Source organism: Shinella sp. M31, from assembly GCF_049199205.1.
GTDB lineage: Bacteria > Pseudomonadota > Alphaproteobacteria > Rhizobiales > Rhizobiaceae > Shinella.
Genome location: NZ_JBLZPH010000079.1, coordinates 173,691 through 192,624 on the forward strand (window position 1 = coordinate 173,691; position 18,934 = coordinate 192,624).

The window sequence follows — 18,934 nt, forward strand, 5'->3', positions numbered from 1 at the left end:
AGCGTAAAGAACGGCCACGGCATGCCCTGCCGGACCGTTCGGACGGCGGCTTGTAACCGAAGTCCTATTAAAGCGCAACCGGATTCCGCAAAACGGAATTTTCCAGAGGCGGAAATGGAAAAGCCGCCCCAAAAAAAGGCGGCTTGATCCGGATGGCTTGAAAAGCCGGAGGGTTTACCTCGGTGCGAGCACCATCATCATCTGGCGTCCCTCGAGCTTCGGCTCGGCTTCGACCTTGGCGATCGCCAGCGTGTCTTCCTTGACCTGCAGGAGAAGCTTCATGCCGAGTTCCTGGTGCGCCATTTCGCGGCCGCGGAACTTCAGCGTCACCTTCACCTTGTCGCCTTCTTCGAAGAAGCGGTTCATCGCCTTCATCTTCACGTCGTAATCGTGCGTGTCGATGTTCGGGCGCATCTTGATTTCTTTGATCTCGACGATCTTCTGCTTCTTGCGCGCTTCGGCTGCTTTCTTCTGGTTGGAATACTTCAGCTTGCCGAGATCAAGAATCTTGCAGACGGGCGGTTCGGAGTTGGGCGAAATCTCCACGAGATCGAGGCCGGCTTCTTCCGCCATGCGGAGTGCCTGATCGGTGGGAACGGTGCCGTGGTTGGTGCCTTCGGCATCGATGAGCTGGACGCGGGGAATACGAATTTCCCGGTTGGAACGCGGGCCGTCTTTGACGGGGGCTTCCGCTTTAAAGGGTCTGCGAATGGTCGTGTTCTCCTCGAACTGTTTCGAACGATATGAATCTGTGCGGCGACCAGGCCGTTTTGCCGGATGGACGGCATTTTCGGCAATGTGTTGATCGCGCTTGTGAAGTCAATAGCACGCGGCGCGGAAAAAATCACCACCTGTCCTTGCACGCGCGAATCTGGTCTAGGTCGGGGCTAAAGACCGGCAAAAAGGCGCTTTTGCCTGGGTCGGCGCACGGACAGGAGATAGGAACGATGGCGGCAAACGGCAACGGCGCGAGGGCGGATTTCATCACGGTCGGCACGGGCGAGGCGGCCCGGCAGATCGCCATGGCACTCCAGCCGGCCGCTAGCGGCAACACGCTTGCCCATCTCGTCTGGCTCGGCGGCTACCGCTCGGATATCAGCGGCACCAAGGCCGTGGAGCTCGCCGCCCTTGCCGCGCGGATCGGCACGGCCGCAATCCGTTTCGATTATTCCGGCCACGGCGCCTCGGGCGGCGCCTTCATCGACGGCACGATTTCGCGCTGGCTGGAGGAGGCGCTTGCCGTCATAGAGCATGCCGTAAAAACACTCGGCACCCGCCGCGTCGTGCTGGTCGGTTCCTCCATGGGCGGCTGGATTGCGCTGCGCGCCGTGGCCGAGCTTGCCAAGCGCAAGGATATCGCGATTGCGGGCCTCGTCCTCATCGCGCCGGCGCCGGATTTCACCTCGGAGCTGATCGAGCCGAACCTGACGGAGGCCGAGCGCACCGCCCTTGCCGAACGCGGCCAGTTCGAGGAGCCGACGCCCTACGGTCCGGATCCCAACATCTATACATTGAAGCTGATCGAGGACGGGCGGGAAAACCGCGTGCTGACTGGTGTCATCGAAACCGGCTGCCCGGTGCATATCCTGCAGGGCATGGCGGACCCCGACGTGCCCTATGCCCATGCCGTGCGGCTGATGGAGCATCTGTCCGGCGATGACGTGGTGCTGACCATGATCCGCGACGGCGACCACCGCCTGTCGCGGCCGCAGGATATCGCCAAGATTCTCGAAGCTGCGGAGGGGCTGGCTCGTCTTCCGTAACGGGAAGCGTGGCGCGCCGATCACATCTTAACCATATTCCGGCATCGCCAATTCTGATGATTGACGAGACGCCCCCTGCACCGTTAACTCTTTGTTAACGATTAGGGGACGTTACATGGCACGAATGATTGGTGCGAAGGCTGGGGCGGCGGCGTTTTTTGCTCTGCTCATTTCTTCTTCCTCGGCTTTCACGGCGCCCGCGTCGGCCCTGTCCATGAAGACAGGTGGCGTGACCTCGCAGCCAATTGGCCATTACGAATTCTGCCAGACCAACAAATCCGAATGCCAGGCCGGCGTGCGCAACCAGGCGCCCGCCAAAGTCACGGAATTCGGCTGGTCCGTCGTTCGCCAGATCAATGCCAGCGTCAACCGCGACATCACGCCGATGACGGACAAGGAGCTGCACGGTCGCGACGAATTCTGGTCCTATCCCGATGGCGCCGGCGACTGCGAGGACTTCGTCCTCCTGAAGCGCAAGAAGCTGATGGAAAAGGGCTTTGCCGTCGGCGACCTGCTGATCACGGTCGTGCGCAAGCCGGATGGCGAGGGTCATGCCGTGCTGACGCTGCGCACCACTGAGGGCGACTTCATCCTCGACAACCTCAACAACGAGGTAAAGCTCTGGACGACGACGCCCTACCGCTTCCTGAAGCGCCAGGCCTCGTTCCATGCCGGCCGCTGGGTCTCCATCGAAAACGGCGATGCCGTCATGGTGTCGTCGGTCGGCCAGTAAATACATTTTACGGCGGGGGGCTGCCGAAGGGCCGCGGAGCGATCCGCGGCCTTTTTGTTTGGGTGTAGGTTATCCCAGGGCACACTCTCTCTTCCCGCTATTCACGCCTGGCCGACAGATGTTCCTACCGGTTGGCCATCGCCGCCTGCTTTTGCGAGTAGCGCTGGCCCGAGACCTTGGCCGGCGACAGCAGGTCGCCGAGACGGGCGGCTTCTTCCGGCGTCAGCGTGACATCAGCGGCGGCGGCGTTCTGATCGAGATGCGGCACCTTGCTGGCGCCAGGGATCGGCACGATGAAATCGCCCTGCGCCAGAACCCAGGCGAGCGCCAGCTGCGCCGGGGCCACGCCTTTCTCTGCCGCCATCTCTTCGAGCGCCGTCACCAGCGCCAGATTGGCATCGAAATTCTCCGCCTCAAAGCGTGGCAGGGAGCGGCGGAAATCGTCGGCGGAGAGGCCGTCGAGCTTCTTCAAGGCGCCGGTCAGCACGCCGCGGCCGAGCGGGCTGAAGGGCACGAAGCCGATGCCGAGGGTGCGACAGGTGTTGAGCACGCCGTTTTCTTCCACGTCTCGGGTCCACAGCGAATATTCGCTCTGCACGGCTGCTATCGGATGCACCGCATGCGCACGGCGGATCGTCTCCGCACCGGCCTCGGACAGGCCGAGCGCCTTCACCTTGCCCTCGCGTACCAGATCGGCCATTGCGCCGACCGTCTCCTCGATCGGCACGGCGGGATCGACGCGGTGCTGATAGTAGAGGTCGATGACATCGGTTCCGAGCCGTTTCAGCGAGGCCCCGGCGACCGCCTTGACGTTTTCCGGGCGGCTGTCGGTGCCAACCATCATCTGGTCGGCCGGCTTGGTGGCGTCGATGCGGAAGCCGAACTTGGTGGCGATGACCACCTTGTCGCGCATCGGTTTCAGCGCCTTGCCGAGGAGGATTTCGTTCTTGTAGGGGCCGTAGACCTCTGCCGTATCGAACAGCGTGATGCCGAGATCGACGGCGCGGTGCAGCGTATTGATCGCCGCCGTCTCGTCGTCGGCGGGACCATAGGCATGGCTCATGCCCATGCAGCCGAGGCCGAGGGCGGAAACGTCGAGCGTGCCGAGATGTCTGTGTTTCATGGCGCATTTCCTTCTTGAAGGGACCGGTGGGAGAGATCCGCGGGCCGGGCGGCGAAGCGGTCGCCGTCATCCGGTAGGGTCAATTTAGGGCGCAGTGCTTTCGCTGAAAATGGATGCAAAAGCCAATGGCTTGTTCTATCTGTTCGAACAATGAACCGGACCCAGCTTTCCCAGCTCGCCGTATTGGCCATCGTTGCCGAGGCGCGCAGTTTCCGCAAGGCAGCGACCACGCTCGGCATCGCGCCCTCGGCCGTCAGCCATGCCGTCACCGCGCTGGAGGCAAGCCTCGGCGTGCGGCTGATCGCTCGCACCACCCGCAGCGTTGCGCCGACGGAGGAGGGGCGCCAGTTGCTCGACACGCTGGCGCCGGCGCTGGCCGATATCGACGCCGCCATGGAGGCGCTGGCCGAGCGCCAGACCCGGCCGGCCGGACCGCTGCGCATCACCATGCCGTTGATCGCGGCGGAAGACATCGTCATGCCGCGCCTCGGCGCCTTCCTCTTGGAATATCCCGAGATCGAGCTGGAACTGCGCACGGACGACCGCTTCGAAGACATCGTCGAAAAGGGGTTCGATGCGGGGCTGCGTCTCGGCGAGCATCTGGAGGCGGATATGATCGCGGTCCGGGCGAGCGGTCCGTGGCGCGGCCTCGTCGTCGGCGCACCGTTCTATTTCGAGAAATATGCGAAGCCGCAGCAGCCGCGCGACCTGATGCAACATCGCTGCATCCGCCGCCGCTTTTCCAGCGGCCGCATCTATCGCTGGGAGTTGGAAAAGGACGGGCGGTTGGTGACGGTGGACGTGTCGGGTCCGCTGATCGTCTCCGACCAGCGGCTGATGCGCGCCGCCGCGATGGACGGCGCGGGTCTTGCCTATGTCTTCGACCAGCGGGTGACCGAGGACATCGCCGCCGGCCGGCTGGTGGCGGTGCTGGAAGACTGGTGTCCGGCCTTCGACGGTTTCTCGATCTACTACCCCTCACGCCGCCAGATGCACCCGGCCTTGCGCGCCTTCGTCGATTTCTTCCGCTATCGAAGTTAGGTTTATCGAAGTTAGGTTTTCAGCCGGTAGCGGATGTGGTCGTCCGTCTCGACATAGCCGTCATAGAGCTTCCGGGCGCGCGCATTGTCCTGCGAAGTGTGCCAGTAGATGCCGCTCCAGCCGTGGCGTTTCGAAATCGCGATGAGGTCGTCGATCAACGCGCGGCCGGCGCCCTTGCCGCGCACGGTGCCGTCGACGAAGAGGTCCTCGAGATAGCCTTCCGGCGCGATGCTCCAGGTGGAATCGTGATAGTGGTGGATGGCGAAGCCGATCACCGCGCCATCCTCCTCGGCAAGGCGCATCGCCATGCGCGAGCCGGGATCGAGGATGCGCGCCCAGGTGAAGGCCGTCACTTCCTCGAGCACTTCGGTCTTGTAGAAGGCGAGGTAACCGGCCCAGAGTTTGCGCCAGGCTGCTTCGTCGCTTTCGAGCGGATCGCGGATGATGAGGGCCATGTCAGACTCCTGCCGCGTCGAGGGCTGCAATCTGCTCGGCCGAGAGCGATAATGCCGCCGCCTTCATCAGGCTATCCAGCTGGGAGAGACTGGTGGCGCTGGCGATCGGCGCGGTGACGGCGGGTTTCGCCATCAGCCAGGCAAGCGAGATCTCGGCCGGCGTCGCGCCCGTCTCCGCCGCCACCTGATCGAGCGCCGCCAGGATGCGCAGGCCCCGCTCGTCGAGATAGCGCGCCACATCCTCGCCGCGTGTCCGGCCCTCGGTATCGGCCGCGGTACGGTATTTGCCGGTCAGGAAGCCGGAAGCGAGGCTGAAATAGGTGATGACGCCGAGATCTTCCTTGCGGCAGAGATCGGCCAGTGCGCCCTCGAAGCCGGCGCGGTCGTAGAGATTGTATTCCGGCTGCAGCGCGGCGTAACGCGGCAGGCCGGCCGCGTCGGCGGCTTCGAAGGAGGCCTGCAGCTGGCCGGCATCGAGGTTGGAGGCACCGAAGGCGCGCACCTTGCCCGCCTTGACGAGGCCGGCATGGGCTTCCAGCGTTTCCTCATAGGGCGTTTCGGGATCCGGCCAATGCGAGAGGTAGAGATCGATGTGATCCGTCTGGAGCCGGCGCAGCGAGTTCTCGACCTCCTCGACGATCCACGATTTTCTGAGGTCGCGCCGGCCCTGGCCCATGTCGGAGCCGACCTTGGTGACGACGACCACCTTGTCGCGCGCGAGACCCGAGCGCTTCAGCCATTTGCCGATGATCGTCTCGGACTCGCCGCCCTGATTGCCCGGCGCCCAGCTGGAATAGACGTCGGCCGTGTCGATGGCGTTGAAGCCCGCGCCGGTGAAGGCGTCGAGAAGATCGAAGGAGGTCTTCTCGTCGGCCGTCCAGCCGAAGACGTTGCCGCCGAAGACGAGGGGCGCGATGGAAAGGCCGGTTCGGCCGAGAGAACGGAACTGCATGGGCTTCCTCCAAGGGATACGTGCTGAAATGTTCGTGCAGCATAGGCCGGGTGCGCCCGCTTTGCACGCTATCCGGCAAGGCATTTTTTGCGAGCGTCCGCGCTTGCGAGGAACGTACCTCGCGACTAGTCTTCGGGCCAAATCAGGGAGACAAAACCATGCTGCGTTTCGGAATTCTGTCGACGGCGAAGATCGGCCGCGAACTCGTCGTGCCGGCCATCCAGGATGCGGAGAACTGCGTCGTGACCGCCATTGCCAGCCGCGACCTTGCCAAGGCCCGCGCCATGGCCGACCGGTTTTCCGTGCCCCACGCCTTCGGCTCCTATGAGGAGATGCTGGCGTCCGACACTGTTGATGCCGTCTATATCCCGCTGCCGACCTCGCAGCATGTGGAATGGACCATCAGGGCGGCGGATGCCGGAAAACACGTGCTCTGCGAAAAGCCGATTGCGCTCAATGCCGGCGAGATCGATGCGCTGATCGCCGCGCGCGACCGCAACAAGGTGCTGATCTCCGAAGCCTTCATGGTTACCTACAGCCCCGTCTGGCGCAAGGTGCGCTCGCTTCTGGCCGAAGGCGCGATCGGCAGGCTGCGCCATGTGCAGGGCGTCTTCACCTACTACAACCGCGATCCCGGCAATATGCGCAACGTGCCGGCGCTCGGCGGCGGCGGCCTGCCGGATATCGGCGTCTACCCAACGATCACCACGCGTTTCGTCACCGGCAAGGAAGCGATCCGCGTTCAGGCGAGCACGGATCGCGATCCGGAATTCGGCACGGACATCTATTCGAGCGTGCGCGCCGATTTCGGCGATTTCGAACTGTCCTTCTACATCTCGACGCAGCTCGCCCAGCGCCAAGTCATGGTCTTCCATGGCGACAAGGGTTTCATCGAGGTGAAATCGCCGTTCAATGCCGACCGCTACGGCCGGGAGGAGGTGGAGTTGACCAACGCTTCACACAGCGAAAGCCAGCTCTTCCGTTTCCAGGATGCGCGCCAATACAAGCTCGAGGCCGAAGCCTTCACACGCGCAGCACGCGGTGAGAAGGAAGACGTTGTCTCGCTGGAAAGCTCGGTCGAGAACCAGAAGCTCATCGACGCCATCTACCGCGCCAGCGAGAAGGACGGCTGGGAGCCGGTCTGAGACCGGCTCTTTCGCTCAAAACAGCGTTTCGTAGATGTCCGGCTTGAAGCCGGCCGTGAGCGCCCCGTCGCGATCTAGCATGGGCCGCTTGATCATCGAGGGCTGGGCGAGCATCAGGGCGATCGCCTTCGTCGCGTCGAGGTCCTGCTTGTCCTCATCCGGCAGCGCGCGGAAGGTTGTGCCGGCGCGGTTCAGCACCGTTTCCCAACCGAGCGCGTCGACGAAGCGTTTCAGGCTCTTCTCGTCGATGCCTTCCGCCTTGTAGTCGTGGAATGTGTAGGCAATGCCCTTGGCATCGAGCCAGGTGCGCGCCTTCTTCATCGTGTCGCAGTTCTTGATGCCGTAGATCGTGACGATCACGCGTCTCTCCTTCAAGTTTGGCCGCCTTCATAAGCCGGCGAAATGGTCACGTCACCCCGAGATAACGGCCGGGGCGGTGATTGATGGCGAGCGTCATATTGACGACGACGGCGCCGAGCACGGAAAGTGCCAGCCGGTCGAACGGAATGACGAAACAGGCGGCGGCAAGGATGGCGAGATCGACTGCCATCTGGAAATAGCCTGCGCGCAGGCCGAAGCGGTCCTGCAGGTAGATCGCCAGCACATTGATGCCGCCAAGGCCCGTGCCGTGGCGGAAGAGGATGAGCAGGCCGGTGCCCGACAGCGCGCCACCCATGACGGCCGCATAAAGCGGATCGAGATGGGAGAAGCTGATAAGCTCCGAAGTTAGCCGGCTAAAGATGGAAACAAGCGTCACAGCGGCGAAGGTGCGGAGAGTGAAGGCCCAGCCGAGCTTTTTGACGGCAAGGATGTAGAAGGGCAGGTTGACGGCGAAGAACAACCACCAGAAACTGATCCCGCTTGCATAGTGCAGGAGGAGTGCCAAGCCCGCCGTGCTGCCGGCGAGCAGCACCGCCTTGGTATAGATGACCACGCCCAGCGCCACGAACAGTGTGCCGATGACGATGGCAATAAGATCCTCATAGGCGGAGTGGCGCTCCGCCTGGCTGGCAGTTTCGACGGACATGGTTTTTCTCAGAGACTCAGGAACTTGGCGATGACGTCATCGACCTCGGCCGTCTTCAAGCCGGCAATGTTGATGCGGCCCGAGGTCGGCATGTAGACGGCGTGCTCGGCACGCAGCTTCAGCACCTGCTCCTCCTCCAGGGGCAAGAGCGAGAACATTCCCTCCTGCTCGCGGATCGCCGTCAGCACCTGCCAGCGGCCGGCAAGCCCGGCGGCAAGTCGCTCGCGGATCGCGGTAACGCGCTGGCGCATCGCCTCGATCTCGGCCATCCAGTCGGCCTTCAGCGCCGCGTCGCCGAGGATCATGCTGACGATGGCCGCGCCATGGTCCGGCGGCATGGAATAGCTGGTGCGGGCAAGCGCGGCGAGATTGCTGCGCACGGAGAGCGCAGTCTCGGCATTGTTGCACACGGCATAGATCGCGCCGGTGCGCTCGCGGTAGAGGCCGAAGGATTTGGAGCAGGAGACGGCCACCAGCGCTTCCGGCACAGCCGTCAGCAGCGTTCGGAGACCCGCGGCATCCTCGTCAAGGCCGCGGCCATAACCCTGATAGGCGATATCGACGAGCGGCAGCAGGCCCTTTTCGGCGATCAGCGCGGAGACGGTGCGCCATTGCTCGTCCGTGAGGTTCGCGCCGGTCGGGTTGTGGCAGCTTGCATGCAGCAGCACGGCATCGCCGGGGGCAGCACCGCCAAGCGCTTCCATCATGCGGTCGAACTGCACGCTCTGCGCGGGGATGTCGAAGAACGGATAGGTGATGACCTCCAGCCCGGCGGACTTGAAGATACTGGCGTGGTTCGGCCAGCTCGGCAGGCCGAGCCAGATACCCTTGGTGCCCATGCGCGCCAGTAGGTCGGCGGCAAGGCGCAGCGCGCCGGAGCCGCCCGGCGTCTGGAGGCCGGCGGTGGCGCGGCCGCGGCCGGCGTCTGCCGTCGTCAGCTCCCAGAGGCGGTCGAGGAAGACGGGATCGCCTTCCGGGCCGACATAAGCCTTTGTCGGCTGCGTCTCGACGAGGCGCTTTTCGGCTTCCTTCACCGCGCGGAAGATCGGCGTGGCGCCCGTTTCGTCGCGATAGACGCCGACGCCGAGATCCACCTTGCCGGCACGCGTATCCGCCCGGAAAAGGCCGATCAAAGCAAGCAACGGGTCATCGGGCTGGCGGGTGAGGGCGTCGAACATGGCCGGGGTCCTGTCTGGGTTGGTGTAGAAGCGGTGTAAGTCAAAACATCCGCAAAATCGACCATGATATTGCGGAGAAAGCGCAAGAAGCTTTTGTCTTCTTGCTTTCATTCGCTAGATTGATGCAATTTTTTGCGAGGTGGACGGAACGGACAAGAAGACGGGCGACGAGGTTGCATTGGACCAGACCGACCGGCGCATCATCCGTCTGCTCGTCGAGGATGCGGGGCTCTCCAACAACCAGCTGGCGGAAAAGGTCGGCCTGTCGCCGGCCCCACTGTCGCGGCGTCTCGCGCGGCTGGAGGCGGGCGGCGTCATCCGCCACACCGTCATCGTCGTCCGCGCGCCGCCGGGATCGGTTTCCAGGCCTTTCTCGAGGTGACGCTGGAGCGTACGGCGCCGAAAGTCGGCGAGCGTTTCATCGATCTGGTGCGGCGCATGCCGGAGGTCGTCGAATGCCATACGGTGGCCGGCGATTTCGATTTCCTGTTGAAGATCGCCGTGAAGGATGTCGCGGATTACCGGCGGCTTCTGTGGAGCGAATTCGAGCGCATCGGCGAGATCAAGACGCTGCGCTCAACCATCCTGCTCGACAGCCCGAAGATGCAGGTGAGCCCGCTTCCCTGACGGCACTTTCCGGAACCTTCTTGCAGCTCCGCGGTTGCCCATGGCGCGGGGCGGCCCATATGATGCAAAGAACGCACGAGGAAGGACCCTTGGATAGGAACGGCAAGAACACATCGGCAGCGCTGCTGACGGCCATTCGCAATCGCCGCGGCCACCGGCCGCCGGAGAGCAATCGTCCGGGTGACACCGTCATCGCCTCCTACAACGTGCACAAATGCATCGGCGTCGACCGGCGCTTCGATCCCGAGCGCACGGCGAGCGTCATCGGCGAGATCGATGCCGACGTGATCGCCATCCAGGAGGCCGACAAACGGTTCGGCGAGCGTTCGGGCCTCTTGAAGCTTGAGATGCTGGAGCGCGATTGCGGCCTCGTGCCGGTGCCGATCACAGCGCTTTCGTCGACCGGCCATGGCTGGCACGGCAACATGATCATGATCCGCAAGGGCGCCGTCGGCGGCGTGCGCCAGCTGAAGCTGCCGGGCGTGGAACCCCGCGGCGCGCTGGTCGTGACGCTCGATCTGCCCGCCGGCAAGCTGCGTCTCGTCGCCGCGCATTTCGGTCTGCTGAAGCGCTCGCGCGAACAGCAGGCCATGGCGATCCTCGCTTCCCTGGCGGAAGACGAGGTGATGCCGACCCTGCTCGTCGGCGATCTCAACGAGTGGCGTGTCGGGCGGGGCTCGTCGCTCGCCCGCCTGCATCCGACCTTCGATCCGGCCTCCGGCGCGGTGCCGAGCTTTCCCTCGCGCTTTCCCGTGCTGGCGCTCGACCGGGCGCTCGGCCATCCGCATGATCTCGTCACGTCGGTGGAGGTGCATGATTCTCCGCTCGCCCGCATTGCGTCCGATCACCTGCCGATCAAGGCGCATATAGATCTCAAGGTCGTCTCGGAGCGCGCCACCGGGCCTACAGATAGGGCGAGCCAAGCCATGTGATGCGCTCGACGAGGCGTTGCACGAAGGGCCGCGCCCGGAGTTCCTCCAGCTTCACCTGCTCGGATCCCTCAAGGGCGGCGTCGATGCGCGCGCCGATGAGTTCGGCGAAATCGGGATCGATCACCTCGATATCCACCTCGAAATTCAGCCGGAGCGAGCGCGGATCGATGTTGGAGGAGCCGACATAGGACCAGGCGTCGTCGACCACCGTCAGCTTGGAATGGTTGAAGGCGCCCGAGGCGCGCCAGATGCGGCAGCCGTGTTTCAGCATCTGATCGAACTGCGCCGTCATGGCGAGATCGACGAGCTTCAGGTTGTTTGAGGACGGCACGATGATGTCGATCTCCACCCCACGCCGCGCCGCCGTGACGATGGCGCTGATCAGCTCCCGGTCGGGCAGGAAATAGGGCGACATGATGCGGATATGATGTTTCGCCACCGAGACGGCGCCCATCAGCATGCGGTGGTTGGTTTCCAGGCTTTTGTCGGGACCTGACGGCACGACGCGAGCAAGCATGCCGCTGTCGGGCGCATCCGGCGGCGGGGCGATCTGCCAGATTTCGCCGGACAATTCGTCGCCGCCGGAAAAGCGCCAGTCCTCATAGGCGATGCGGAAGAGATCGCTGACGACGGGGCCGGTGAGGCGGAAATGCGTGTCGAGCGCCGCCGCGTCGGAAAACTCGGTGCAGAAGCCGGCGCGGATGTTGAGCCCGCCGGTGAAGGCGACGCTGCCGTCGACGATCAGGATTTTTCGGTGGGTACGCAGGTTGGCATAGGGCAGGCGCAGGCCCATGACGATGTTGCCGTTGAAGACATCGACGGGGACATGCGCCCGTTTCAGCTCCGAGACGATGGAGGGAATGGAGTAGCGCGCGCCCACCGCATCGATCAGCACGCGCACCGCGACACCGCGCGCCACGGCGGCCGAAAGCGCCTGCACGAAGCGCTCGCCGGCCGCGTCGCGGTCGAAAATATAGGTTTCGAGCAGGATGGAGCGCTCCGCGGCGCCGATGGCCGACAGCATCGCGGCATAGGCCTCGTCGCCGGTCGCAAGCAGCTTGATCCGGTTGCCGGAGGTCAGTTTGCAACGGCCCACCGTATCGCCGAGCCGCTGCATGGCGGCGAGCGCTCCGCCATAGGCCACCGTCATGTGTTCGTTGGAAACGTCGTATTCGGACCGGTGGTACCAGCCGGCGGCGATGAGGCCCTCGCGGCTGAGGTTCAGCGTGTTGCGGCGGATGCGGTTCACGCCGCCGACGGCATAGATGACGGGGCCGACGACGGGTGAGAGCACGATGACGCCGACCCAGCCGATCGCCGCGCGCACCTCTTCCTTCGTCATCGTCGCGTGAATGGCGGCGGGAATACCGAGGATGATCGACAGGGCGACGAAGATATGCGGCCAGTAGGCGGAGAGCGTCTCAAACATGATGCGTGCAGACCACCCCTCGCGTTCCTCCAGCCACAGCCGCAACTACGGCTCGTATGCCCTCACTATATATTGCTTCCGGCCGCGTGATTGCGAGGGGTCAAAACCCCTCGCAGGGAAGATTCTCTTAGTCCTCCAGCGTGCCGGGTTCGCGATCCTTGCGGGTCGCTTCATGGCAGGCGATCTTCATCAAGTCGTCGCCGCGCCGCGCATAGCGCGCGGAGGTGCGGGTGGCGATCAGGCCGTCATGGGCGGCTGTCACGTCGATCGTGCCGTCAGGCGCGCCCGGCCGGGTGATCAGCGTCGCCAAGAGATCGCCGGCCTTCACGTTGTCTCCGATATCGCGGTGGAAGAGTACGGTGCCGGGCTCGGGCGCGCGCACCATTTCGATATTGTCGAGCGGAATGGCGGGGCCGCTATAGGCCTTGGCGGCATGGGCGGGATCGATGACGACACCGCGGCCGGCCAGGAAGTCCCAGAGGCCATCGGCATCGCGCTTGGCCATGTCGGGATAGACATCGCGCCGGCCGCGCAGCTCGACGGTGACGGCGAGGCGGCCCGGCACGCTCGTCAGCTTTTCGCCGCCCTGGTGCTTGAAGGCGAAGCCGACGGCCTCCTCGAAGGCGGTGCTTTCGCCATCCGAGAGGAACACGGCCCGCATGTCGAGCGCCGCCGCGAGATCGGCCGCCTCCGGCCAGAAGGCGTCGTCGATATAGGCATATTGCAGGCTTTCGTCGTCGCAATGCAGGTCGAGCATGAGGTCATGGCCAAGTGCGGTGTGCAGCAACGTGCGCTTCAGCCGGTCGGCGGCGCTGCGGCGGGAAAAATTCTCCAGCAACGCCTCGCGCTCGGCAAGCGCGATCAGCGGGTAATCGCGGTTGAAATTGGTGCGCGATCCCAGATCGAAGCGGCCTTCCATCTCGCCGAAATGAAACTGGGCGAGACCGATCGGATTGGCCTGCGGAATGACGGTGATATCGCCGCGGATCGCGCCCTCGGCATCGGCCTTGCACAGGCGCTCGAGCAGGAAATGCAGGAGCGCGGTGCCGGGCAGCTCGTTGGCATGCAGCGCCGCCTGGATATAGACGGAGGGCGCGGCCTTGTCGCTGCCCTTAAAGCGATAGACCGGCACGCGCCACTCGATGCCCGCCGTATCGCCGCCGATGATGATGTCCGAATTCTCCACGTCGCGCCTCGCTGAATCGTTTTTCGAAGGTTTATGCGAATTGGACGCGTCGGAAGCAAGCCCCCGCCAAGACACCTCTTGCTGCGCAAGAAACGGGTTGAAACGCGCCGGGCAAAGCCCGATCTTGTGCTGGAAACGGCAACAGGAGCCGACCATGACCGGCAAGGCCCATTATCTGATCTTCGACACGGCGGGCGGCCCCTGCGGCATCGCCTGGACGCAGGCGGGTGTCGTGCGCTTCCAGCTGCCGGGCGAGGACGCCGCCACCACCCGCCGCCTGCTGCTGCGCCACCTGCCCGAGGCCGAGGCCGCCGAACCGCCGCCCGCCGTCCAGCAGGCCGTGGCGGCGGCACAGCGCTATTTCGCCGGAGAGGAAGCCGATTTCACCGCCGTGCCGCTCGACCTCGCCGGCCAGAGCGATTTCTTCCTGAAGGTCTATGACGCCGCGCGCCGGGTGCATTGGGGCGAGACGACGACCTACGGCACCATCGCCCGCGATCTCGGCGCCGGGCCGGAAATGGCCCGCGAGGTCGGTCAGGCCATGGCGAAAAACCCCGTCGCCCTCATCATCCCCTGCCACCGCGTGCTGGCTGCCGGCGGTAAGGTCGGCGGTTTTTCCGCGCCGGGCGGTTCCATCTCGAAGGTGAAGATGCTGGCGCTCGAAGGCGTCTCCTTCGCCCCGCCAGCGCCGGCGCAGCAGTCGTTCGGATTTTAGCCACGGGCGACCGGGGCCGCCCGTGTCTTGTCGTCAGCCTCGTATGTAGCGCCTTTCGAGAATCGCACGGGCAGCGAGCGTGACGATCGCCATGCAGGTTGTATACGCCACGAGCGGCCATGCGGTTGCGCCATCGAGCAGGACGACGAAGGCGGTACCGGCAAGGCCCGTAATCAGGCTCTGCACGCAAAAATGCAGCGCAACCGCCGTCCCGGCGGAGCTTGCGAAGGCCTGCAGGGCGCCGTTTGCGGAAACGGACGCCGTCAACACGATACCAACCGCGATCAGCCACATGGGCGGCATGAAGGTCCAGAAGGATAATGGTGCCGTGCGTTGCCCAAGCGCAAGCAGTCCGGCGCCCGCAAGCAGCAGGAGCATGCCACGCAGCATGCAGCCCGAAACGCCCCATTGGTTGACGAAGCTCTCCGCAAACCGCGCCGTTGCGATCATCACCACGGCGGCTGTGGCGAAAGTCAGGCTGAAGCCGAGTTCGGAAAAGCCCGCGCCGTCCATCAGGATGCGCGGCGCCGTGGAGAAGAAGACGAAGAAGGTTCCCATCGCGGCGCTGAAGGCGAGCGTGTAGGTCCAGAAGGCGAGGCTTGCCAGTACGGAACCGAATATGCGTCTTTGCTCACTGGCCTCGGCTGGCCGGGTTTCGTGCCATTTCGGGAGTGCCCAGAGCAATACCGTCACGGCTGGAAAGCCGAGTGCGATGAAGAGCGACTGCCAGCCGAATGCATTGGCGAGAACGGCACCGGCAATCGGGCCGAATGCCGGAACGGCGGCCAGCATGGCGTTCATCAGGCTGTAGATGACGGCGCTCTCGGGACGCTCCGCATAGATGTCGCGAATCGTCGCGAAGATCGCCACCAGGGTTGCCGACGCCCCGATCGCCTGGAGCAGGCGAAGCGAGACGAAGAGCGGCGCCGAGGTCGCGACCGCGAGGCCGAAGGAGGCGGCCGCGAAGATCATAGCCCCGGCGATCAGCACGGGCCGCCGGCCGACGCGGTCGGACAGTGGGCCGAAGAGCACCTGGCCGACGCCGAGCGCGATCATGTAGACGGTCAGCGTCAGCTGCACCACGTCCGGCGTGGTTTGCAGGATCGCCGGCATGGCGGGCACGACCGGCAGGTAGATATCCATCCCGAGCGAAGCGAGAATGTTGAAGGGGGCCAGCAGCAGGAGCGCTACCGGCAGGCTATAGGTCCACGGGCGTGGATCACGAACACGCATGACAAATCATCCGCTAAATGAGGAACATCCGGCGGCGTCTGCGTACGAAAACTGAATTGGCTTAAGCAGAGCGCCGCAACAACAGGGTGTCGTTGCGGCTTATCTGTCTGCTGACTTGGGACCCGTCATCGCGATCCTATTCCCACTCAATCGTGCCCGGCGGCTTCGACGTCACGTCATAGACGACGCGGTTGATGCCGCGGACTTCGTTGATGATGCGGGTCGCGGCGCGGCCGAGGAAGTTCATGTCGTAGTGGTAGAAGTCGGCGGTCATGCCGTCGACAGAGGTGACGGCGCGCAGCGCGCAGACGAATTCGTAGGTGCGGCCGTCGCCCATGACGCCGACGGTCTGGACGGGAAGCAGCACCGCGAAGGCCTGCCAGATCTTGTCGTAGAGGCCCGCCTTGCGGATCTCGTCGAGATAGATGGCGTCGGCTTCGCGCAGGATCTCCAGCTTGTCGCGGGTGATGCCGCCCGGGCATCGGATGGCAAGGCCCGGACCCGGGAACGGGTGGCGGCCGATGAACGAATCCGGCAGGCCGAGCTCGCGGCCGAGCACGCGCACCTCGTCCTTGAAGAGTTCGCGCAAGGGCTCGACGAGCTTCATGTTCATTCGCTCGGGCAGGCCGCCGACATTGTGGTGCGACTTGATCGTGACCGAGGGGCCGCCGGTGAAGGAGACGCTTTCGATGACATCGGGATAGAGCGTGCCCTGGGCGAGGAATTCCGCGCCGCCGAGCTTGCCGGCCTCTTCCTCGAAGACTTCGATGAACAGGCGGCCGATGATCTTGCGCTTGGTTTCCGGGTCGGAAACGCCTTCCAGCTCGCCGACGAAACGGTCGACGGCATCGACGTGGATGAGGTGCAGATTGTAGTGCTCGCGGAACATGGCGACCACGTCGGCCGCCTCGTTCTTTCGCATCAGGCCGTGGTCGACGAGGATGCAGGTGAGCTGCGCGCCGACGGCCTCATGGATGAGGAGGGCCGCAACCGACGAGTCGACGCCGCCGGACAGGGCGCAGATAACGCGCTTGTCGCCGACCTGCTCGCGGATCGCTTCCACGGCGCGGGCGCGGTAGGCCGACATCGACCAGTCGCCCTTGATTCCGGCGATCTTGTGCACGAAGTTGGAGAGCAGCTTGGCGCCATCGGGCGTGTGCACCACTTCCGGGTGGAACATCGTCGTGTAGTATCGCTTCGCCTCGTTGACGCAGATGGCGAAGGGGGCGTTTTCGGAGACGCCAATGATCTCGAAGCCTTCGGGCGCGACGGTGACGCGGTCGCCGTGGCTCATCCAGACCGGATACTTGTTGCCGACCTCCCAGAAGCCCTCGAACAGCGGGCTGGACTTCAGGATTTCCACGTCGGCGCGACCGAATTCACGGGCGTGACCGCCCTCGACGGTGCCGCCGAGCTGGGTGGCGAGCGTCTGCTGGCCATAGCAGATGCCGAGGATCGGCAGGCCGGAATCGAAGACCACCTGCGGGGCGCGCGGGCTGCCCTGGTCGAGCACCGAGGCGGGACCGCCGGAGAAGATGATCGCCTTCGGCTTCATGCGATGGAAGGCTTCTTCCGCCGATTGGAAGGGGATGATCTCGCAATAGACGCCTGCTTCGCGCACGCGCCGCCCGATGAGCTGGGTCACCTGGCTGCCGAAATCGATGATGAGAACGCTGTCGGGATTGGCTGTCTGGGTCATGGCGAGCCTTTAAAGAATATCTTTTCGCCGCGCAACGGGGGATGGCCGGATTTTCAGCCGTTGCGAGAGAGCGTCGAAGAGGCGATGGCCGCTTCCAGCCTGTCGACGGCTGCGGCGAGCTTTTCGTCGATGATGTGAAGGTATTCCGTCCAGTCGCCGATATGGGTGAGCTCGGCCTTGCCATCGGAAATGCCGCGAAGGCCGATCAGGGCGACATCAAAGGTCTGGCAAGCGCGCAACGCGCCGAAGGTTTCCATCTCCACCATGTCGGCATCGATGCCGGCATAGGCGTCACCGGAGACGACGTTCGCACCGGTCGAGAGCCGTGCGGTTGGAATGCCGGGAATGCGGATCGGCAGGGCAACCTCGGCCGGCAGGTCGAGGAAGGGCGTCGCGCCTTTCGTGAAGCCGAGCGGCGAGGCATCCATGTCGCGATAGGAGACCGAGGTCGCCTGGTAGATCTCCGTCTGCTCCAGCGTGGCGGAACCGGCCGAGCCGAGCGACACGACATAGTCGGGCAGGTCGCCATCCGCCGCCAGATGGCAGAGCGCCAGCGTCAGCTGCACGGCGGCCTCGACGGGACCGACGCCGGTTATGAGCGGCGTGATACGGGCCTTGAGATGCGGGCCGTATTCGGGATTGGCGGCCATGACGTAGAGGATGCGCTTTGCACCGACGGTCTTGAGGGCGAAACTCATTCGGTAATGTCCTCGCGGCCGCGCACCACCATCATCGTGCTGGTCATCGAGGCGATGAGCTTTGCGGGTCCATCGGAAATGGCATAGCCGCGCCCGTCGGCGACGATGATGTTGGAGCCCGGCTTGGTGATCTCGCCGCGGAACAGGAAACGATCGCCGCGCCCCGGCGACATGAGGTTCACCTTGAATTCGATGGTGAGGATGGAGGCATCCGCATCGATGACGGAATAGGCGGCATAGCCGCAGGCCGTATCGAGGGCCGCCGAAATGACGCCGGCATGGAGGAAGCCGTGCTGCTGCGTGAGCTTCTCGTCAAAGGGCAGCTCGATTTCCACGGTGCCGTGCTCGACGCGGGTGAGTTCCGCGCCGATCAGCGCCATGGCCGGCTGGCGGCCGAAACTTCCGGTAATGCGGCCGGCGAAATCCGGCGGTGGAAAGCCTGTCATGATGCCCACATTTTTGCGGGCGCGCGGCCCGGAGGAACAGGCCGACGTTTGCATGGTGCATGCTGCACTGCAAGCGGCTTTCAGTTCAGCGCGACAATTGCGCCGTTGAGCGCGGTCGCGAAGGCGACCCAGGCGAGATAGGGCAGGAAGAGCAGCGCCGCCGTGCGGTCCTGCCGCCAGGAGGCGAAGATAAAGCCTGCGACCGCCACGAGAAGGCCGAGGATGACGATCAGGGCCGAGGTTGGATCCTGAAGGCCGAAGAAGATCGGCGACCACGCGAAATTGAGCACGAGCTGGGCATACCAGAGCCGCATGGCCATGGAGCGGCGAAGCGACAGCCAGGTGCGCGCGCCGACGACGGCAATGACGACATAGAGCACGCTCCAGACCGGCGCGAACAGCCAGTTCGGCGGATTGAAGGACGGTTTGGCCAGGGACTGGTACCAGTCGCCGGGCACATTGTTGGCGCCGATCAGAAGGCCGCCGCCGAGAACGAGGATGAGGAAGGCGAGATAGACGAGGGGCTTGTTGTTCATGTGCCTGACCTAGCGC

General features: G+C 64.3%; 20 protein-coding genes and 1 pseudogene. 7 read left to right on the top strand and 14 right to left on the bottom strand.

Annotated elements, in window-relative coordinates:
- Positions 1-174: 174 nt before the first annotated feature.
- Complete coding sequence (infC, locus tag ACOZKU_RS13480) at positions 175-711, bottom strand: translation initiation factor IF-3 (RefSeq protein ID WP_314091065.1); 537 nt, start codon at positions 709-711, stop codon at positions 175-177.
- Positions 712-947: 236 nt separating this feature from the next.
- On the opposite strand from infC, the gene ACOZKU_RS13485 reads away from it, so the two are divergent.
- Positions 948-1,763 carry an alpha/beta hydrolase gene (locus ACOZKU_RS13485; RefSeq protein WP_421579308.1) on the top strand — a complete coding sequence of 272 codons (816 nt, stop codon included), beginning with the start codon at positions 948-950 and terminating at the stop codon, positions 1,761-1,763.
- Positions 1,764-1,887: 124 nt separating this feature from the next.
- On the top strand, positions 1,888-2,496 hold the full coding sequence (locus tag ACOZKU_RS13490) for a transglutaminase-like cysteine peptidase (RefSeq protein WP_421579350.1): 609 nt from the start codon (positions 1,888-1,890) through the stop codon (positions 2,494-2,496).
- 124 nt (positions 2,497-2,620) lie between these two features.
- Here the strand turns inward: ACOZKU_RS13490 and ACOZKU_RS13495 are convergent, their stop codons facing one another.
- On the bottom strand, positions 2,621-3,619 hold the full coding sequence (locus tag ACOZKU_RS13495) for an aldo/keto reductase (protein WP_421579309.1): 999 nt from the start codon (positions 3,617-3,619) through the stop codon (positions 2,621-2,623).
- A gap of 150 nt (positions 3,620-3,769) precedes the next feature.
- Between ACOZKU_RS13495 and ACOZKU_RS13500 the strand changes: the two genes are divergently transcribed.
- A complete protein-coding gene (locus tag ACOZKU_RS13500; protein ID WP_421579310.1) occupies positions 3,770-4,660 on the top strand; it encodes a LysR family transcriptional regulator in 891 nt (296 codons plus the stop codon).
- A gap of 11 nt (positions 4,661-4,671) precedes the next feature.
- On the opposite strand, the gene ACOZKU_RS13505 is transcribed toward ACOZKU_RS13500, so the two are convergent.
- Together ACOZKU_RS13505 and ACOZKU_RS13510 are read right to left on the bottom strand one after the other, a co-directional pair.
- The gene (locus ACOZKU_RS13505; protein WP_421579311.1) at positions 4,672-5,115 is read right to left on the bottom strand and encodes a GNAT family N-acetyltransferase; all 444 of its coding nucleotides are present in this window, start codon (positions 5,113-5,115) and stop codon (positions 4,672-4,674) included.
- 1 nt (position 5,116) lies between these two features.
- Positions 5,117-6,067: an aldo/keto reductase gene (locus tag ACOZKU_RS13510; protein ID WP_421579312.1), complete on the bottom strand. Its 951-nt coding sequence runs from the start codon at positions 6,065-6,067 to the stop codon at positions 5,117-5,119.
- Positions 6,068-6,225: 158 nt separating this feature from the next.
- Between ACOZKU_RS13510 and ACOZKU_RS13515 the strand changes: the two genes are divergently transcribed.
- Positions 6,226-7,212, top strand: coding sequence for a Gfo/Idh/MocA family protein (locus ACOZKU_RS13515; RefSeq protein WP_421579313.1), 987 nt, complete (start codon positions 6,226-6,228; stop codon positions 7,210-7,212).
- Between the two features lie 15 nt (positions 7,213-7,227).
- Here the strand turns inward: ACOZKU_RS13515 and ACOZKU_RS13520 are convergent, their stop codons facing one another.
- The 3 genes from ACOZKU_RS13520 to ACOZKU_RS13530 are packed head-to-tail and all read right to left on the bottom strand — an operon-like array spanning position 7,228 to position 9,417.
- Positions 7,228-7,572, bottom strand: a complete 345-nt coding sequence (locus ACOZKU_RS13520) for an ArsC family reductase (protein WP_421579314.1) — start codon at positions 7,570-7,572, stop codon at positions 7,228-7,230.
- A gap of 46 nt (positions 7,573-7,618) precedes the next feature.
- Positions 7,619-8,239 carry a YitT family protein gene (locus ACOZKU_RS13525; protein ID WP_421579315.1) on the bottom strand — a complete coding sequence of 207 codons (621 nt, stop codon included), beginning with the start codon at positions 8,237-8,239 and terminating at the stop codon, positions 7,619-7,621.
- Positions 8,240-8,247: 8 nt separating this feature from the next.
- Positions 8,248-9,417 (bottom strand): amino acid aminotransferase, encoded by a 1,170-nt coding sequence (locus tag ACOZKU_RS13530; RefSeq protein ID WP_421579316.1) that lies wholly within the window; start codon positions 9,415-9,417, stop codon positions 8,248-8,250.
- Between the two features lie 178 nt (positions 9,418-9,595).
- On the opposite strand from ACOZKU_RS13530, the pseudogene ACOZKU_RS13535 reads away from it, so the two are divergent.
- Both ACOZKU_RS13535 and ACOZKU_RS13540 read left to right on the top strand, forming a co-directional pair.
- Positions 9,596-10,044, top strand: a pseudogene (locus tag ACOZKU_RS13535) (Lrp/AsnC family transcriptional regulator).
- 62 nt (positions 10,045-10,106) lie between these two features.
- Positions 10,107-10,976: an endonuclease/exonuclease/phosphatase family protein gene (locus tag ACOZKU_RS13540; RefSeq protein ID WP_421579351.1), complete on the top strand. Its 870-nt coding sequence runs from the start codon at positions 10,107-10,109 to the stop codon at positions 10,974-10,976.
- Here the strand turns inward: ACOZKU_RS13540 and ACOZKU_RS13545 are convergent.
- Positions 10,948-12,405, bottom strand: a complete 1,458-nt coding sequence (locus ACOZKU_RS13545; protein ID WP_421579317.1) for a phospholipase D-like domain-containing protein — start codon at positions 12,403-12,405, stop codon at positions 10,948-10,950. The two genes, ACOZKU_RS13540 and ACOZKU_RS13545, sit on opposite strands and share 29 nt — an antisense overlap.
- Before the next feature lie 127 nt (positions 12,406-12,532).
- Complete coding sequence (locus tag ACOZKU_RS13550) at positions 12,533-13,591, bottom strand: peptidase M14 (protein WP_421579318.1); 1,059 nt, start codon at positions 13,589-13,591, stop codon at positions 12,533-12,535.
- Between the two features lie 154 nt (positions 13,592-13,745).
- Between ACOZKU_RS13550 and ACOZKU_RS13555 the strand changes: the two genes are divergently transcribed.
- Positions 13,746-14,306: a methylated-DNA--[protein]-cysteine S-methyltransferase gene (locus ACOZKU_RS13555; protein ID WP_421579319.1), complete on the top strand. Its 561-nt coding sequence runs from the start codon at positions 13,746-13,748 to the stop codon at positions 14,304-14,306.
- 33 nt (positions 14,307-14,339) lie between these two features.
- Here ACOZKU_RS13555 and cml read toward each other — a convergent pair whose 3' ends face one another.
- The 5 genes from cml to ACOZKU_RS13580 form a co-directional block, all read right to left on the bottom strand.
- Positions 14,340-15,539, bottom strand: coding sequence for a CmlA/FloR family chloramphenicol efflux MFS transporter (cml, locus tag ACOZKU_RS13560; protein WP_421579320.1), 1,200 nt, complete (start codon positions 15,537-15,539; stop codon positions 14,340-14,342).
- A 136-nt stretch (positions 15,540-15,675) separates the two neighbouring features.
- Complete coding sequence (gene guaA / locus ACOZKU_RS13565; protein WP_421579321.1) at positions 15,676-17,238, bottom strand: glutamine-hydrolyzing GMP synthase; 1,563 nt, start codon at positions 17,236-17,238, stop codon at positions 15,676-15,678.
- A gap of 53 nt (positions 17,239-17,291) precedes the next feature.
- Positions 17,292-17,936 (bottom strand): 5'-methylthioadenosine/S-adenosylhomocysteine nucleosidase, encoded by a 645-nt coding sequence (locus ACOZKU_RS13570; protein ID WP_421579322.1) that lies wholly within the window; start codon positions 17,934-17,936, stop codon positions 17,292-17,294.
- On the bottom strand, positions 17,933-18,382 hold the full coding sequence (locus ACOZKU_RS13575; protein WP_314090603.1) for a PaaI family thioesterase: 450 nt from the start codon (positions 18,380-18,382) through the stop codon (positions 17,933-17,935). Before ACOZKU_RS13575 ends, ACOZKU_RS13570 begins: the two co-directional genes overlap by 4 nt.
- An 80-nt stretch (positions 18,383-18,462) precedes the next feature.
- On the bottom strand, positions 18,463-18,918 hold the full coding sequence (locus ACOZKU_RS13580) for a TspO/MBR family protein (RefSeq protein WP_421579323.1): 456 nt from the start codon (positions 18,916-18,918) through the stop codon (positions 18,463-18,465).
- Positions 18,919-18,934 lie beyond the last annotated feature (16 nt).